This is a genomic window from Gemella sp. 20925_1_85, assembly GCF_041433735.1.
In the GTDB taxonomy this organism is placed as follows: domain Bacteria; phylum Bacillota; class Bacilli; order Staphylococcales; family Gemellaceae; genus Gemella.
The window spans coordinates 1-16,801 of sequence record NZ_JAPWCC010000036.1 but is presented as its reverse complement, the minus strand read 5'-3'; the positions used below and the strand labels follow the sequence as shown (position 1 = coordinate 16,801).

The window sequence follows — 16,801 nt, the reverse complement described above, 5'->3', positions numbered from 1 at the left end:
AGAAAGTAATAAGAAATATAATAAACCACTGTTACTATAATATTAAATAGTCACAGTGGTTTTTACTTATTACTCTTAAAAAGTTTTATTGCATAAAAACACCCTAGTTTTATTTCTAAAACTAGGGTGTTTATATTATCTAGGTTTTACTGAATTTCTAATTCTTTCGTATGCACCTGGCTCAACTTTATCTAGAGAATTTCTAATAATTTCTAAAGTTTTGTTGTAACGATACTCTCTATAATATTGCTCAGCAACCGTTAATTGTTGGTGGAATTCAACGTTATCTTTTCTGTATCTGTTCGCATAACGAATAAGTTTTTCAATTAATTCAATATCAGTAAGAATGTTATTTACTTCTGATGCATAAATATCAAGTGATTCTTCAGCTTCAGCAACTGCACGTTTTAGTAAATCGATATTGATAGGTTCTTTTTTAAGTTCCTCTAGCGCATATCTATAACTATCAGTTACATCTTTATATAATACGATAAATCTATCACTGAATCCTGGAACACGTGAGTTATCTAATTTACGTTTAATAACTTCTTTTTCTTGATTAATGAAGATAAGTTTTTCACGAGCGTGACCTTCTTCTTCACGAAGACTTGTTAAGTATCTAGAATAATTTGTTTGGTCTTCTTCAATTTTTTCTAATCCTTGACCTAATAATTCTACTTTTTCTTTTAAGTCTTTATAGTTTAGTTTTGGTTGATTATTAATATATACATCAATATCATGTTTAACATCAAGTAAATCACTTAACTCATCGTAGTAGTTAGCAACCATTTCTTCATCTTTTTGATAAATTTGGTATCTATTTTTGATTTCTTGAATATTATTGTATAGAGCTTCATTTAATTTATCTTGTAATTCAAGTTTATTAGTTATTTCTCTATAGTTTTCTTCAATGTATTTTTTATAATCAAGTTCTTTTTTAAGATCATTAGATACTTCGTCGATAACATCATAAATACCATCAAGAATGTTTTCGATTAGATCAATATCTCCAGATTTAACTTTTTCACGAGCATCGCTTAATTGCCAAACAATACTTTCAATTTTACTTGAAATTTCTAGGTGAGTAAGTTTAAATCCTTTTTTCTCCATTTCCTCAACTTTAAGTCTTAATGACTGAATTTGAGCTGGACAAGTTTTTTCAATTTCTTTTAACAGATCAGGCAGTACTTCCATTCTTTCTTTAAGATTATCAATTAATCCCTTAACAGTATTAATTTTGTCTTGTGCTTCGATGTACTTACCAGTAGATGTTAGAAGTTTGAAATCATCAAGTTGGGGAGCTATTTCTTTAATATTTTGTTCAAATTGTTCTGCGGCTGCTCCATATTGATGACGCTTAGCTAATAGTTCTCTATTAAGCTCTTTATACTCAACTACGATTTCTTCATATAGTTCTCTATTTCTAGGTTCAACTTCTGTTAATTCTTTAATTTCTCTTCTTATTCCAGCGATTCTATCTTTAATATTTGCTATTAATTCACCACTGTTCATAATTACTTCATCAGCACGTTTGAAATTAAATTTATCAATATAAGTTTCTGCACTATAAAGATCTCTGTCAAGTTCTTCAATATCGATACTTTGAATTTCGTACCATTCGCTTTCCCATTGAGCATAAAGTTTTTCAGCTTTACCAGCAATCTCCAGCGCTTTTACTTTTTTCAAATCATCAGATAGTGTTTCTCTTTCTAGCTCATCTTTCATAACTAAAAGAGGGTATAAATCTTGTTTTTTCCTATTTCTAAAGACGAATAGTGCAACTACTCCTCCAAGAACAAGGATACACACAAATAAAAATATATATGTCATATATCTTCCCCCTGAAATTTTATATTTAATTTTTTACGTTTATTAATACAATAACCTAACAAAATTATACCATTTTTATCACAAAAAACAAAGTGTTTCAATCACTTTTTTAATTTTTTTTCAATATTTTTTTATCTAGCAAATAACTAAATATTTTTTATTTATTGTTATTTTTTAACCATAGTAAATAATCATTAATAAATAAATTACATTCTAAACTTTCTAAACAATATTATTTAAAAACTATTATACTTATCACTTTATTTTTTGTTACTATTATGCGAAAATATAGTAAAGTCTTTTAAAAGAGGTATTTTAATGAACATAGTAGAAAATAAAGAATTATTTATAAATCAAGCGACTACTTTAGTATCAGGAGAAGAGAATTTAGTTACTAATTTATCAAACCTATCAGCCCTATACAAAGAGTACTTACCAAATACAAACTGGGTTGGTTTCTATTTATTAGATGAAAAAAACAACAACTTAGTTTTAGGCCCATTCCAAGGAAAAGTAGCTTGTACTCGCATACCATTTAATAAAGGTGTATGTGGACATTGCTATACAACCAAAGAAACTATTTATGTTGAAGATGTACACAAATTCCCAGGACACATAGCATGTGATAGTGACACTAACAGTGAATTAGTAGTTCCAATTATCCAAAATGATAAAGTTGTAGCGTTACTAGATATAGATTCAATAGAATTCGATAGATTTTCCAAAGAAGAAATAGAAGCTTTCAGCGAAGTAACTAAACAAGTTTTTGAGAAAGTAATTTTTTAATAACAATACTAAAAGGAGATATACCAAAGCAGTATATCTCCTTATTTTTTATTAGTCTATTATACCTTTGAATCTTAGGTAGTTTTCGTAGTCCATCTCTTTGTTAATTGCACCTTCAGGTGTTAATTCAATTACTCTATTCGCAATTGTTTGTATAAACTCATAGTCATGAGATGTAAAGAATACAGAACCTTTGAAAGCAATAATACCTTCATTGACAGCTGTAATAGATTCTAAGTCAAGGTGGTTTGTAGGCTCATCTAGAAGAATAACGTTAGCTTTAGATAACATCATCTTAGATAACATACAACGCATTTTTTCTCCCCCTGATAATACGTGAGCACGTTTAAGCGCTTCTTCACCAGAGAATAACATTCTTCCTAAGAATGAACGTAAGTATGCTTCACTTTCTTCTTCAGGAGAAGCATATTGACGAAGCCATTCTACTAATGAAAGTTTTAACCCTTCAAAGTACTCAGAGTTATCTTTTGGCATATAACTTCTAGAAGTTGTAATACCCCATTTAACTGTACCACTATCTGGTTCCATTTCTCCAGCAAGAATTTTTAGTAATGTAGTTTTAGCAACTTCATCCCCTAGTAAGATAACTTTATCATTAGGATTTACAGTGAAGCTAACATTACTTAATACTTCTTTACCTTCTACAGTTTTGCTTACACCTTCAACAATAAGTAAGTCATTTCCGATTTCACGATCTGGTGTAAAGCGAACGTATGGATAACGACGGCTACTTGGTTTAATATCATCAAGAGTAATTTTATCAAGCATTTTCTTTCTACTTGTCGCTTGTTTAGATTTAGAAGCGTTCGCAGAGAAACGCGCGATAAATTCTTGTAATTCTTTAATTTTTTCTTCTTTTTTCTTGTTGTTGTCTTCTGCCATTCTTCTAGCAAGTTGACTAGATTGATACCAGAAGTCATAGTTACCAACGTAAAGTTGGATTTTACCAAAGTCTAAGTCACAAATGTGAGTACAAATGTTATTTAAGAAGTGACGGTCGTGGCTGACTACGATAACTGTGTTCTCAAAGTTAATTAAGAACTCTTCTAACCACTTAATTGCACTAATATCAAGACCGTTGGTAGGCTCATCCAGAAGAAGTACATCTGGATTACCAAATAATGCTTGAGCTAAAAGAACCTTAACCTTAATAGCATTATCAAGTTCTCCCATAAGCATTTCATGAAATTCAACAGGAATACCTAGACCTTCAAGAAGTTGTGCTGCATCACTTTCTGCAGTCCAACCATCCATCTCCGCAAACTCACCTTCTAGTTCAGCAGCAATGATTCCATCCTCTTCAGTAAATGGATCTTTCATATAAATTTCATTTTTACGGTTCATAACATCCCAAAGACGTTCATGTCCCATCATTACAACATCGATAACTCTGTTTTCTTCGTATGCGAAGTGGTTTTGACGAAGTACTGCAAGACGTTCACCCTTACCTAAAGAAACGTGCCCTTGTTGTGAATCTAATTCACCAGATAATAATTTTAAGAATGTTGTTTTACCTGCTCCATTAGCTCCGATTAAACCGTAGCAGTTACCATTTGTAAATTTTATATTTACATCTTCAAATAGCTTTCTATCTGCAAAACGTAAACCTAAATTTGTTACTTGTAACATTGTTTTCTCCTTTAATTCTTTAATTCTATAAAACTCTGTATATTACTTTATACTTAAAAGCTTTAAACTTAAACAATTAGAAAATATAATTATTGATTAGGGATAATTCAATATGGCGATTCAAAAAAATCAATTTTATCGAATCAGCACATCAAATTCATTTTAAAATGCAAATAACCATATTGAGGCGACTTAATCAAAGTGACATTAAGACATCACTGTAATTAAGTCGCTCTTTTATTCTAATTATTCTTCATTATTTTCCTTTTTACTAACACTAGCGATTAAACTTTCAATGTGTAATGCATATTCAGCTGTAGTGTCATATTGGAAAATAAGTTCCGGAAATTTTCTAATTTTAATTTTCTTAGCAACTTCACTTTTTACGAAACCTTTAATTTTCTTAAGTGCTTCTTTTGTTTTTTCTTTTTCACGTTCTCCACCTAAAACAGTGTAGAAAACTTTTGCTTGAGAATAATCTCCTGTCAAAGCAACTTCTGTTACAGTAACAAATCCTAAATCATGATTCTTAACTTTTGTAGCTAAGACATAAGTAATTTCTTTTTTAATTTGTTCTGCAAGTCTGTTAACTCTTAGTTCTGACATAAAGTTTGCCTCCTATTTTTTTACTTCTTCCATGATGTATACTTCGAAGACATCTCCTTCTTTAATATCATTAAAGTTTTCAACAGTCATACCACATTCATAACCGCTTTGTACTTCTTTAACATCATCTTTAAATCTTCTTAATGTGTCAATTTCACCTTCGTAAATTACTACACTATCACGAATTACACGTACTTTACCGTCACGTGATACTTTACCTTCAGTTACATAAGCACCAGCAATTGTACCAATTTTAGATACTTTATATACTTGACGTACTTCTGCAAGACCTATAACTTTTTCAACGAATTCTGGATCTAATAATCCTGTCATCGCAGCTTCGATTTCTTCAATAACTTTATAAATAATGCTGTGTAGACGAATATCTACTTGCTCAGTTTGAGCCATTTGTTTTGCATTATTATCAGGACGTACGTTAAATCCAATAACTACAGCGTTAGATGCTACTGCTAATGTAATATCAGATTCGTTAATCGCACCTACACCAGTATGGATAATACGTACGTTAACACCTTCAACATCGATTTTAGCTAATGACATAGCTAAAGCTTCAACAGAACCTTGAACGTCTGCTTTAATAATAATGTTAAGGTCTTTCATCTCACCTTGTTTCATTTGTTCGAATAATGTATCTAACGAAACAGCTGAATTTGCTTGACGAGTAGTTTCAATATATTGTTGTTGACGTTTTTCCCCGATTTGACGAGCTGTTTTTTCATCACCGAATACTACGAAACGATCTCCAGCGTTAGGAACATCTTGTAAACCTGTAATCTCTACTGGTGTAGATGGTTTAGCTGTTTGGATATTTTTGCTACGATCGTTAATCATCGCACGAACACGTCCAAATGTGTTACCTACCACAAGTGGATCTCCAACATTCAAGCTACCATTTTGTACTAATAATGTAGCTACTGCTCCACGACCTTTATCAAGTTTAGCCTCGATAACCGTACCTAAAGCAAGACGATTTGGATTAGCTTTTAATTCTTGCATTTCAGTTACTAATAAGATATTTTCTAATAACTCATCAATACCTTCACCTTTAAGAGCTGAGATTGGTACGAAGATTGTATCTCCACCCCACTCTTCTGAGATTAGTCCATATTCTACTAACTCATTCATAACTCTATCAGGGTTAGCTTGTGGTTTATCCATTTTGTTAACGGCAACGATAATTGGTACTTCAGCCGCTTTTGCGTGGTTAATAGCTTCGATTGTTTGAGGCATTACTCCATCATCAGCTGCAACTACTAAGATAGTTACGTCAGTAATTTTAGCTCCACGTGCACGCATTGTAGTGAAGGCTGCGTGTCCTGGAGTATCTAAGAATGTAATCTTTTTATCTTTTGCACGTACTTGGTATGCACCAATGTGTTGTGTAATCCCACCTGCTTCACCGGCTGTTACTCGTGAATTTCTAATTGTATCTAGTAATGTAGTTTTACCGTGGTCAACGTGTCCCATAATAGTTACGATTGGCGCACGCTCTTTAAGATCTTTTTCAGCATCTTCAACTTCGAAGTAAAGATCTAAGTCTTCTTTATTGATTTCAACTTCTTCTTGGATTTCTTTACCGTAATCCATAGCGATTAACTCGATTTGCTCTAAAGTAAGAGACTGGTTAATATTCGCCATAATTTTAAGTTCCATAAATAATTTTTTAATAAGTTCAGTCGAACCTATACTTAGAACTTCTGATAACTCACCTACAGTCATTCCATCTTTAACTAAAATAGTATCTTCTGAAATTGTCTCTTCTGATGGAGCTTCAATAATTGCTGGTTGTTGTTTTTGAGCTTTTCTGTTTTTCTCTTTTTTAATTTTTTTCTTTTTATTTTTCTTACCTTCATTATTTGAAGATTTATCGTTTTGTACCGCTTTTTCTTGTTTTTTGAAAACACTATCTAGCTTAGCTAACCCCTCTTCTGTTAACATTGACATGTGATTAGATACTTCAATATTAGCATCTTTTAAAACTGTAATAAGGTCTTTTGATTGTTTTCCTACTTCTTTAGCGTACTCATAAATTCTGACTTTTTTCATTACTGTTTTCCTCCTTCTTCTAATAATTGTTTGAATTTTTTTATAAATCCATCATCAGTTATTCCTACAGCAACACGATTATCTCTTCCAATCGCGATACTAATATTTTCAATAGTAGAGAATTCGATACATTTTACATTATAAAAATTAGCCTTGTCTGTTAATTTCTTTTTCGTATTGGTACCGCAATCTTCTGCAATAACTAACAATTTGATTTTATTATTTTTTAAATTTTTTGTGATTAAATCTTCACCTGTAATAAGTTTACCTGCTCTTTGCATTAAACCTAATAAATTATATGCTTTTATCATTATTTTTGTGGAATTGACTTTCTATAGATTAATCTAATTACCTCATTATAGATAGGCTCCATAACTTCTGGTGATGCAGAGAAAAACTTCTCTAATTGTTTCTTTTCTTGTGCAGCTTTAATAACTTCTAAATCAGCTACTACATAAGCTCCACGTCCTGCTTTTTTTCCAGTAGGATCTACAGAAATTTCTCCTTCTTTGTTCTTAACGATTCTTAATAAATCTTTCTTAGCGAACATTTCGTTTGTTAATATACATTTTCTTGTTGGTATTTTTCTTTTTTTCACAAACAACACCTCACTATTCTGCAGCTTTTATGTCGATTTTCCAACCTGTTAATTTAGCCGCTAGACGAACGTTTTGTCCTTTTTTACCAATTGCTAGAGAAAGTTGGTCATCTTTAACTTTAACATTAGCAATTTTCTCTTCTTCATCTATATTGATTTCTTCTACTTTAGCAGGAGCTAATGCATTTGTAATAAATTTAACTGGATCAGCATCCCAAGTAATAATATCAATTTTCTCACCATTTAGTTCTTCAACGATACGATTAACACGCTCACCTTTGTTACCAACACAAGCACCTACAGGATCAATGTTTTTATCTTCAGCAAACACAGCTAATTTAGTTCTTTCACCTGCTTCACGTGATACACTCTTAATTTCTACAGTACCACTGTAAATTTCTGGAACTTCAATTTCAAATAATCTTCTGATAAATTCAGGGTGTGATCTTGAAGCTAATACGTGTGGCTTACTTCCACGAGTTGGATTATCAACTTTCGCGATGTAAACTTTAATTGGAGTTTGTGGAACATAAGTTTCACCTTTAACTCTTTCATTTTCGCCTAAAATTGCTTCGATTTTACCTAATTTAACATAAACATATCTAGAATCAATTCTATCTATTGTACCTGAAAGAATTTCACCTTCATGTTCGATATATTCTTTATAAAGGATTTCTTTTTCAGCTTCACGAAGTCTTTGTAATAAAGCTTGCTTAGCAGCTTGTGCTCCAACACGTCCAAAGTCACTTGGTAAATCAACTACTTCATAAATATCTCCAACTTCATATGCTGGATTAATTTTTAATGCGTCTTCAAGAGCAAATTCAATTCTATCGTCGTAAACTTCTTCAACAACATCTTTTCTAATGATAAATTTGTAATCACCAGTTGTTCTATTAAAATCTACTCTTACATTTTTTGCAGCGTTAAAATTCTTTTTATAAGCTGACAGTAAAGCTAATTCAATAGCTTCTACTAGAATATCTTCTGCAATACCTTTTTCTTGTTCAATTAATTTAATAGCTTTAAGCAAATCCTTGCTCATCTTTCTTTCTCCTTTAATAATTAAAATTTAACAGCTAATCTAATTTTAGCGATTTTACTATAGTTAATTGTTGATTTTTTAACTCTCGCTTTATCTTTGTATTCTACAGTAATTTCTTCGCCTTCAACAGCTAAGATATCACCATAAAATTCTTTTTGATTATCGATTTTTTCATATGTTTTAATATAAACATGTTTCCCAACAGAATTAGTTACTTCTTCTAGGTCTCTTAAGTCTCTTTCGATTCCTGGAGAAGATACCTCTAAATAATATTTATCACTAATGAAATCTTCTTTATCAAGTTCTTCTGCTAGTTTCTCACTTAATAATACACAATCATCAAGTGTAAGTCCACCATCTTTATCGAAGTAAATACGTAAGAAATACTCAGTTCCTTCTTTTACATATTCTACATCATAAAGAGAAAATTCCGTATTTTCTGCTTGTTTTGTTGCTATTGCTTTAACTTTTTCTACAATACTCATACAGTCCACCTCTTTCTTAAGTTTTAATTGCAATATAAAAGAGCGGAGAACCTTTCAAAATTCACCACCCTTTCGGTAATTTATTTCAATGTATGTACATTATATCATATGATTATAAATAAATCAAATGATAACTACATTTTAGTACGAATTACCTCAATTTTGTATCCATCTGGATCTTTTATGAAGTAATATCCCGGCGGGAAACCTGGTAAACCTTTAAGTTCTGTTACATCATATCCTGCCGCTTTGTGTTTTTCATATAGACCTTCTAAATCTTCTACAGAAATAGCTATGTGGCCATATCCATCTCCAAGTTCATATGCACCGTGATCGTAGTTATAAGTTAATTCTAACTCATAGTTTGAACCTGGTAAAGTTAAGTATACTAATGTAAACTTGTACTCAGGAAAATCTCTTTTACGACTTACTACGAAGTCGAATGCTTCAGTATAAAATTTAACTGATTCTTTTAAATCTGCTACTCGGTAGCAAGTGTGTGCCATTGTTTGTACCATATTTTCCACCTCTTAATTTTTTTATAATATTGTCCACCCAAATCCAACTGCGCCTATTCCTAAGTGTGTAGAAATTACTGGACTAATACCATCAATTTCAACAGTTACATTTGAATAATTTTCTTCAATATATTTTTTTATTTCTTCAGCTTTATCCAATGCATCAACATGAAGTACACAAATTGTAATATGTTCATCTTCGTGCTGTTTATAAAACTCATCGAATAATTCATAAATTCTAGCTACAACTTTTTTATATGTTCGTATCTTTTGGAATGGAACTATAACTTTGTTATCAAAATGTAATAGCGGCTTAACTTGAAGTAAGCTTCCTACTACAGCCTGTGCTCCACTTAAACGTCCACTACGTTGTAGATGCGATAAATCATCAGCCATGAAATATGCATGTGATACTTTTTTCATCTCATTTAATGCTGAGATTATTTCTTTAGAATTTTTTCCTTCTTTAATTAACTTAGCTGCCTTAATCGCATAATATCCTTCAGGTCTACAAGAGACTTCAGAATCGAACGGATGAACATTCAACCCTTCTACCATAAGACCAGCTACAGAGTAAGACGTGAATGTACCACTAATTCCACTTGAAAGTGCAATAGCAATTACATCAGTATACCCTTCTTCTTTTAGTTTTTCTAAGCAAGATACAACCTCACCTATAGCAGGTTGAGAAGTCGTAGGGAAGGAATTGTTTGGATTTCTTAAGTATTCATGATACTTATCAAGTGGCATATCAATAACTTCTTTATAAGAATTGTTATCAATAATTAGATTTAAATAAACAGTACGAATATCTAATTCTTTCTTCAAATCTTCTGATAAATATGCAGTTGAATCCATAATTATTGCAATCTTTTCCACATTCTATCCGACTATCATAAAGATAGCTTTTCCTTTCTTAGAATTTTTCGATATTATAAAGTTCAAGCTCCACTTTAGTTTCTCTACCCATAAGCTCGATCATAACATCTGCTTTATAGTTATGTAAATCAAGGTTTACAACTTTACCTTCCATATCAACGAATGGACCAGAGATAACACGAACATAATCCCCAACTTCAATATCAATATCTACAACATTTGATAGACCCATTTGTTGTAAAATAAAGTTAATTTCTTCTGGTAATAATGGACTAGGTTTAGAACCTCCACCGTGTGATCCTACAAATCCAGTTACTCCAGGTGTATTTCTTACTACAAACCATGAATCATCTGTCATTACTAACTCAACTAGTACATATCCAGGGAATGTTTTTCTATTAACTTCTTTTTTCTTTCCTGTTGGAGTTAAGATTGTCTCTTTTTCTTCTGGAACAACGATTCTGAAAATTTTGTCTTCCATACCAAGAGACTCAACTCTTTTTTCTATATTATCTTTTACTTTGTTTTCATATCCAGAATACGTATGTATTACATACCACTCTTTACTTACTGTATCGCTCATAATAACCTCTCTTATCTACTGAAGTGTCTAATTCCAGCAGTTATTCCTAAATCAACTACGTAGCTAAATAACATTAATATTCCAACTACAACAATAACAATTAGTGTTTTTCTAACAAGTTCACTAAAAGTTGGCCAACTTACTTTACGCATTTCTGTGGCTACATTTTTCAAGAATCTAATCATTTATTAACAATCCTCCACATAAATTTCTTTACTCTCTGCATTTTATAAATTATAACATAGTATAATTTATAAGTCTATATCTTTAAACATATTGCATTCTTGTACAATACATTATTGTATCATTAAATCAAAAACATTTCAATTAAATAAAGTCTCAAAAAACATCTAGATTTTCTTGAAATTATTTTTGTAGTAAATCATAAGTAGCCGTTAATGTATTTCTCATTAACATTGTGATTGTTAAAGGCCCTACACCTCCAGGTACAGGAGAAATATAAGCAACTTTCTCCATGAACTCATCTAGATTTACATCCCCAACTAACTTACCATCTTTGTAGTTATTACCAACATCGATGATTGTACAAGTTGGTTTTACTTTTTCTTTTCCACTTAAGAAATGTGCAACACCTACACAGCTTACGATAATATCAGCTTGTTCTATTAACGCTTCTAAATCTTTAGTTCTAGAATGAGCAGTAATTACAGTTGCATTATTTTGAAGTAATAATGTCGAAATAGGTTTACCTACAATATTACTTCTTCCAATTACTAGAGCAAGTTTTCCAGAAATTTCCTCACCTGTTGATTTAATCATTTCTAAAATCCCTAATGGCGTACAAGGAATAAGTTTAGCTTCTCCAATCACTAACTTTCCAACATTTATAGGATGGAATCCATCTACATCTTTTGATGGAGATACAGCATTTAGAACTTTTTCTGCATCTATGTGTTTTGGTAATGGTAATTGGACTAAAATTCCATGAACCTTATCATCACTATTTAATTTTTCAATTTCATTTAATAAATCATCAGTAGAGATCTCTTCTGGTAACTCAATTTTTATAGAATTTATATTATTCTCTATACATGCTTTATGTTTAGAATTGACATAACTTCTTGATGCTTTATTATCTCCTACTAAAACAACTGCAAGTGTAGGTTCAACACCTTTTTCTCTTAAAGCAGCTGCTTCGTTTTTAATTTCTCCTCTCAACTCTTTCGCAAGTTGTGTTCCACTAATGATTTTTGTCATTCTTTTTTCCCTTTCCAATTTTCAATTTTGATTGGTTTTCTGTTCCATTTATTAATCTCTTTATATTCTTTTTGTGCATATAAATAACAAATACACACATCACTATCATGACCCACTTATCAAATCCAGTTTCAAACAAGCTAAGATATCCAATAGCGGTCAAACTAATAAGTATACTACCTAAAGAAACATACCCTGTTAAAAATAGCGTTGAAAAGAATATAGCTAAAAGTAATAAGCTTAACATAGGATATAAGAAGATAAATACTCCTGATCCCGTAGCTACAGCTTTTCCCCCTTTGAAGTTTGCAAAGATAGGAAAAACATGTCCTATCATCGCAAATGCTCCAAATATCGATAAAAAGTCTACTCTTCCTAACATCAATGTTGGAAGAAATGTAGCGATTATCCCTTTAGATACATCACATATAAATACTGTTACACCAGCCTTTTTCCCAAGACATCTAAAAGTATTTGTTGTACCTAAATTTCCACTTCCAAGTGTTCTAATATCAGTATTGTAAAATACTTTCCCTACTATTAATGCAAAAGGTATCGAACCAATTACATATGCTAAAACGCAAAATAATATTATTTGTGTAATCATAGACTACCTACCTAATAATAGCTCCGTACTCTGTAAGTGCAGAAAGTACTTTTTCATGTACCGCTGTTACTTCTTCATCTGTTAAAGTTTTTTGTTTATCACTATATGTAATAGTTAAAGCTAGTGATTTCTTACCAACTAATAACTCAGCACCAGCATATAAGTCGAATAACTCCACTTTAGTAATTAATTTACTATTTACTGATTCAATTACATTATAGATATTTTGATATTCATCTTTAACATCAACTAACATAGCGATATCTCTTGTAATTTCAGGATATTTAGTTACCTCTTCATACTTAGGTTTAACTTTACTTTCTGAAATAACCTCATCTAAATTAATTTCAAATACATATGTAGTATTTAATCCAAGTTTGTCAGCAACTTGTGGATGAACTTCTCCGATAAATCCAATACGTTTTTCACCTAGATATACCTCAGCGAAACGTCCTGGGTGCATACCTTCAAGAGTAGATTTTTTATAAGTCACTTTTTCATCTAATCCTAAACGTTCGAATACAACTTCTAAGTATCCTTTAGCTGCGAAGAAGTCTAATGAGCTACTTTCTTTAAGCCATTTAGTTGCTCTTTCTTCTCCAGTTAGCGCTGCACTTAGATATAATGTTTCCGTTGGTTGGATGTTGTCATCTCCACTTCCGAAGAATACGCGTCCAATTTCAAGAAGTTTTAAATCTTTTTGTTTTCTAGCTACGTTGTATTGAACAGTATTTAATAATCCTGGGACTAAACTTTGACGTAATGTCGAGTGAGTTTCAGTCATAGGCATTAATAATCTTACTTTGTGGTGATCTTCTAAAGTATATTGAGTTGCTTCTTCTTCAGATACTAATGAATAGTTAATAGTATCATTGAATCCTAAACTAGCATACACTGCACGCAGGTCACGTACCATTCTTTGTGAATAAGTTAATCCACCTTTAGTAGTTTTAGAGAATTTTGGTAATGTTGAAGCTAGATTATCATATCCATAAATTCTAATAACTTCTTCAACTAAGTCTTGTTTAATTGAAATATCAGGTCTTCTTGTAGGTACTTTAACTACTAAGTTTTCTCCTGTTACTTCTACTGTGAAACTTAATCCTTCTAAAATAGCTACGATTTCTTCAGTAGATAATGTAATTCCAAGGTAGTTGTTAATATATGAAGTAGTAATTTCTACAACTTTTTCTTCTTCTTTTTTAACTATTCCAACAGAACTTTCAACTACAGCATTTGGACACAATTCTAAAATTAATTCTACTGCACGAGCTAGAGCTGCTTTTTGCATATTAGGATCGATTCCTTTTTCAAATCTTGCAGAAGAATCACTTCTTAATCCATGAGCAGCTGAAGTACGACGTACTGATGTTGGGTTGAAATATGCAGATTCTAAAATAATATTTCTAGTTTCTTCACTTACTTCTGTGTTTTTACCACCCATTACTCCTCCAAGAGCAATAGCACGTGTTCCATCAGTAATAACTAAGTCTGTTGTTTGTAATTTTCTCTCTTCTCCATCAAGAGTTTCAAGAACTTCGCCTTCTTTAGCGTCACGAACTACAATTTTATCTCCAACTAGATCTTTATCAAATGCATGCATTGGTTGTCCAAATTCTAATAGTACGTAGTTTGTAATATCTACGATATTATTGATTGGACGAATACCAGAATTCATAAGTCTTGTTTGCAACCATAATGGTGAAGATTTTACTTCAACATTTTTCACAACTTGACCTACATAGTTTCTACAAGAATCACTTTCGATAGCAACTTGTAACGAAGTAGCTTCGTAATTTTCTTCTTTTTCTACATCATTAAAGTCAACTTTGTTATTGTATAAAGCACCTAATTCATAAGTAAGACCACGCATACTTAATGCATCCGCTCTGTTAGGTGTAATTGATAAATCTAAGATGTAATCATTTAAACCAAGTACTTCAACAACATCAGAGCCTAACTCTTGTTCAGTTTCAAATACGTATATACCTTCTTGATAATTTTTAGGCACTACACTCTTACTTAATCCTAATTCAGCTAATGAACAAATCATACCTTGTGATTCTACACCACGAAGTTTAGCTTTTTTAATTTTAATTCCTGGTAATTTAGCTCCAACTTTAGCAACAATTACATATTGTCCAGCATCAACATTTGGTGCACCACAAACAATTTGCAGGTTTTCTTCTTCACCAACGTTTACTTGACATACATTTAATTTTTCAGCATCAGGGTGTTTTTCTTTAGATACAACATATCCAACTACGACGTTAGATATTTCATCTGCTAAATATTCAACACCTTCGACTTCAATACCACCACGTGTGATTTTTTCAGCTAATGCATTTGCATTAGCTTCAACATTCGTATATTGTTTTAACCAATTATAACTTACTAACATTACTACCTCCTATTAATCGTTTCTATCACTATTAAATTGTTGTAAGAATCTTACGTCATTTGTGTAGAAACTTCTAATATCGCTAATACCATATTTTAACATTGCAACACGTTCTGGTCCCATACCAAACGCAAACCCAGAGTATACCTCTGGATCAAAACCAGCCATTTTAAGAACGTTAGGGTGAACCATACCAGCTCCTAAAATTTCAAGCCATTTAATGTTTTCTTCATCATCTTCATTACCCCAAGATACATCAACCTCTACTGAAGGCTCAGTAAATGGGAAGAAACTTGGACGTAGACGGATTTTTTTATTTTCTCCGAATACAGCTTTAATAAAGTGCTCTAAAGTACCTTTTAAATCACTAAATGTGATATTTTTATCTACAACTAATCCTTCAATTTGAGTAAATTGGTGAGAGTGAGTAGCATCATCATTATCACGACGGAATACTTTACCAGGACAAATAATCTTGATAGGCCCTTCTCCATTAGCTTTTAACATTTCACGAGCTTGAACAGGAGAAGTTTGTGTTCTCATTAATAATTCATTCGTAATATAGAATGAGTCTTGCATATCACGAGCAGGGTGATCTTTAGGTAAGTTTAACATTTCAAAGTTAAATTTATCAGTTTCTACCTCAGGTCCTTCAGCAACTGAATATCCCATAGAGATAAAGATTTCTTCAATCTCTTCAATAATTTTATTTAATGGATTAATTCCACCTAATTCAACTTTTTTACTAGGCAGAGTAACATCAATATCCTCACTAGCTAATTTTAACTCTAATGCTGCTTTAGCTAATTCAGCTTTTTTCTCTTCTAAACTATCATTAATGAAAGTTTTAACCTCATTAACAAGTTTCCCGAATGTAGGTCTTTCTTCTGGTGATAAATCACGTGCACCTTTCATAACTTCTGTTAGTGCACCTTTTTTTCCTAAAAATTTAACTCTTAGGTCATAAAGTTTTTTTTCATCTTTAATTGTTTTAACTAATTCTAAATATTCTTTTCTTATATTCTCTAAAGTCATAAGTTCCTCCTTAAAAATTTAATATAAAGACATTGCTATAAGTTCTATTATTTATCCAAAATAAAAAGCCCCTCAAGACTTAGTCTCAAGGGACGAATATATCGTGGTACCACCCGTATTTTAAAGCATCTTCGCTTCCTTAACATAGTTGATAACGGGTACCACCCGATTGTACTCATAGTCTACTTATACAATTACTCATAAGCTGAAAATATATTCTCAGTTCATACAACTCTTTCAGTCACGGAGTTGCTCCCTGTTAAAAACATCCAATATACCGTCTTAATCATCGTTTTTTGAAAAATTTATACTTAAAATAATAATACAAATGCTCCCGAATGTCAACAGATAAGGCTATTTGAATAATAAATTTCTTCCTGTTTTTGTATTTTCATCTCTACAAAATTATAATAATATTTATTGCAAAAACTTACTTATCATAAATAAAGACTTCCGATTTCTGTACCGACCCCAAAAAGTTAGACCAAAAAAT

17 protein-coding genes are annotated in these 16,801 nt (G+C 31.5%); 1 reads left to right on the top strand and 16 read right to left on the bottom strand.

Features of this window, described 5'->3' with window-relative positions; translation table 11 throughout:
- Positions 1–135: 135 nt before the first annotated feature.
- Entirely contained in the window at positions 136–1,830 is a 1,695-nt protein-coding gene (locus O3884_RS08485) for a septation ring formation regulator EzrA (protein WP_003145160.1), read from the bottom strand.
- 318 nt (positions 1,831–2,148) lie between these two features.
- On the opposite strand from O3884_RS08485, the gene O3884_RS08480 reads away from it, so the two are divergent.
- The gene (locus tag O3884_RS08480; protein WP_294682812.1) at positions 2,149–2,616 is read left to right on the top strand and encodes a GAF domain-containing protein; all 468 of its coding nucleotides are present in this window, start codon (positions 2,149–2,151) and stop codon (positions 2,614–2,616) included.
- Positions 2,617–2,667: 51 nt separating this feature from the next.
- Here the strand turns inward: O3884_RS08480 and O3884_RS08475 are convergent, their stop codons facing one another.
- From O3884_RS08475 to pheS, 15 genes are all read right to left on the bottom strand, one after another.
- The gene (locus O3884_RS08475; protein WP_294683416.1) at positions 2,668–4,266 is read right to left on the bottom strand and encodes an ABC-F family ATP-binding cassette domain-containing protein; all 1,599 of its coding nucleotides are present in this window, start codon (positions 4,264–4,266) and stop codon (positions 2,668–2,670) included.
- Between the two features lie 246 nt (positions 4,267–4,512).
- Positions 4,513–4,872 carry a 30S ribosome-binding factor RbfA gene (rbfA, locus tag O3884_RS08470; protein WP_294683415.1) on the bottom strand — a complete coding sequence of 120 codons (360 nt, stop codon included), beginning with the start codon at positions 4,870–4,872 and terminating at the stop codon, positions 4,513–4,515.
- 12 nt (positions 4,873–4,884) lie between these two features.
- Positions 4,885–6,939, bottom strand: a complete 2,055-nt coding sequence (gene infB / locus O3884_RS08465; protein ID WP_294683414.1) for a translation initiation factor IF-2 — start codon at positions 6,937–6,939, stop codon at positions 4,885–4,887.
- A complete protein-coding gene (locus O3884_RS08460; RefSeq protein ID WP_294683413.1) occupies positions 6,939–7,250 on the bottom strand; it encodes a L7Ae/L30e/S12e/Gadd45 family ribosomal protein in 312 nt (103 codons plus the stop codon). Before O3884_RS08460 ends, infB begins: the two co-directional genes overlap by 1 nt.
- A complete protein-coding gene (gene rnpM / locus O3884_RS08455) occupies positions 7,250–7,537 on the bottom strand; it encodes an RNase P modulator RnpM (protein WP_003145486.1) in 288 nt (95 codons plus the stop codon). The genes O3884_RS08460 and rnpM overlap by 1 nt, the downstream gene beginning before the upstream one ends.
- Before the next feature lie 13 nt (positions 7,538–7,550).
- Positions 7,551–8,582, bottom strand: a complete 1,032-nt coding sequence (gene nusA / locus O3884_RS08450; protein WP_274459157.1) for a transcription termination factor NusA — start codon at positions 8,580–8,582, stop codon at positions 7,551–7,553.
- 20 nt (positions 8,583–8,602) lie between these two features.
- A complete protein-coding gene (gene rimP / locus O3884_RS08445; protein ID WP_003145277.1) occupies positions 8,603–9,067 on the bottom strand; it encodes a ribosome maturation factor RimP in 465 nt (154 codons plus the stop codon).
- A gap of 134 nt (positions 9,068–9,201) precedes the next feature.
- Positions 9,202–9,585, bottom strand: a complete 384-nt coding sequence (gene gloA, locus O3884_RS08440; RefSeq protein ID WP_294683412.1) for a lactoylglutathione lyase — start codon at positions 9,583–9,585, stop codon at positions 9,202–9,204.
- Between the two features lie 21 nt (positions 9,586–9,606).
- Complete coding sequence (locus O3884_RS08435; RefSeq protein ID WP_371452906.1) at positions 9,607–10,464, bottom strand: DegV family protein; 858 nt, start codon at positions 10,462–10,464, stop codon at positions 9,607–9,609.
- A 37-nt stretch (positions 10,465–10,501) separates the two neighbouring features.
- Positions 10,502–11,047, bottom strand: a complete 546-nt coding sequence (gene nusG / locus O3884_RS08430; RefSeq protein ID WP_003144927.1) for a transcription termination/antitermination protein NusG — start codon at positions 11,045–11,047, stop codon at positions 10,502–10,504.
- Between the two features lie 11 nt (positions 11,048–11,058).
- Complete coding sequence (secE, locus tag O3884_RS08425; RefSeq protein WP_003145602.1) at positions 11,059–11,232, bottom strand: preprotein translocase subunit SecE; 174 nt, start codon at positions 11,230–11,232, stop codon at positions 11,059–11,061.
- A 181-nt stretch (positions 11,233–11,413) separates the two neighbouring features.
- Entirely contained in the window at positions 11,414–12,265 is an 852-nt protein-coding gene (locus O3884_RS08420; RefSeq protein WP_371452904.1) for a bifunctional 5,10-methylenetetrahydrofolate dehydrogenase/5,10-methenyltetrahydrofolate cyclohydrolase, read from the bottom strand.
- A complete protein-coding gene (gene plsY, locus O3884_RS08415) occupies positions 12,249–12,872 on the bottom strand; it encodes a glycerol-3-phosphate 1-O-acyltransferase PlsY (protein WP_371452901.1) in 624 nt (207 codons plus the stop codon). The genes O3884_RS08420 and plsY overlap by 17 nt, the downstream gene beginning before the upstream one ends.
- A 7-nt stretch (positions 12,873–12,879) precedes the next feature.
- Positions 12,880–15,273 (bottom strand): phenylalanine--tRNA ligase subunit beta, encoded by a 2,394-nt coding sequence (gene pheT / locus O3884_RS08410; RefSeq protein WP_371452899.1) that lies wholly within the window; start codon positions 15,271–15,273, stop codon positions 12,880–12,882.
- 12 nt (positions 15,274–15,285) lie between these two features.
- The gene (gene pheS, locus O3884_RS08405) at positions 15,286–16,308 is read right to left on the bottom strand and encodes a phenylalanine--tRNA ligase subunit alpha (RefSeq protein WP_294683408.1); all 1,023 of its coding nucleotides are present in this window, start codon (positions 16,306–16,308) and stop codon (positions 15,286–15,288) included.
- Positions 16,309–16,801 lie beyond the last annotated feature (493 nt).

What these genes read in the sequence shown, in the direction of transcription:
- O3884_RS08480 (WP_294682812.1), top strand. Translation starts at nt 2,149, where the DNA reads ATGAACATAGTAGAAAATAAAGAATTATTTATAAATCAAGCGACTACT.
- O3884_RS08475 (WP_294683416.1), bottom strand. Translation starts at nt 4,266, where the DNA reads ATGTTACAAGTAACAAATTTAGGTTTACGTTTTGCAGATAGAAAGCTA.
- rbfA (WP_294683415.1), bottom strand. Translation starts at nt 4,872, where the DNA reads ATGTCAGAACTAAGAGTTAACAGACTTGCAGAACAAATTAAAAAAGAA.
- secE (WP_003145602.1), bottom strand. Translation starts at nt 11,232, where the DNA reads ATGATTAGATTCTTGAAAAATGTAGCCACAGAAATGCGTAAAGTAAGT.
- O3884_RS08420 (WP_371452904.1), bottom strand. Translation starts at nt 12,265, where the DNA reads ATGACAAAAATCATTAGTGGAACACAACTTGCGAAAGAGTTGAGAGGA.
- O3884_RS08460 (WP_294683413.1), bottom strand. Translation starts at nt 7,250, where the DNA reads ATGATAAAAGCATATAATTTATTAGGTTTAATGCAAAGAGCAGGTAAA.
- pheS (WP_294683408.1), bottom strand. Translation starts at nt 16,308, where the DNA reads ATGACTTTAGAGAATATAAGAAAAGAATATTTAGAATTAGTTAAAACA.
- plsY (WP_371452901.1), bottom strand. Translation starts at nt 12,872, where the DNA reads ATGATTACACAAATAATATTATTTTGCGTTTTAGCATATGTAATTGGT.
- nusG (WP_003144927.1), bottom strand. Translation starts at nt 11,047, where the DNA reads ATGAGCGATACAGTAAGTAAAGAGTGGTATGTAATACATACGTATTCT.
- infB (WP_294683414.1), bottom strand. Translation starts at nt 6,939, where the DNA reads ATGAAAAAAGTCAGAATTTATGAGTACGCTAAAGAAGTAGGAAAACAA.
- gloA (WP_294683412.1), bottom strand. Translation starts at nt 9,585, where the DNA reads ATGGTACAAACAATGGCACACACTTGCTACCGAGTAGCAGATTTAAAA.
- rimP (WP_003145277.1), bottom strand. Translation starts at nt 9,067, where the DNA reads ATGAGTATTGTAGAAAAAGTTAAAGCAATAGCAACAAAACAAGCAGAA.
- O3884_RS08485 (WP_003145160.1), bottom strand. Translation starts at nt 1,830, where the DNA reads ATGACATATATATTTTTATTTGTGTGTATCCTTGTTCTTGGAGGAGTA.
- pheT (WP_371452899.1), bottom strand. Translation starts at nt 15,273, where the DNA reads ATGTTAGTAAGTTATAATTGGTTAAAACAATATACGAATGTTGAAGCT.
- nusA (WP_274459157.1), bottom strand. Translation starts at nt 8,582, where the DNA reads ATGAGCAAGGATTTGCTTAAAGCTATTAAATTAATTGAACAAGAAAAA.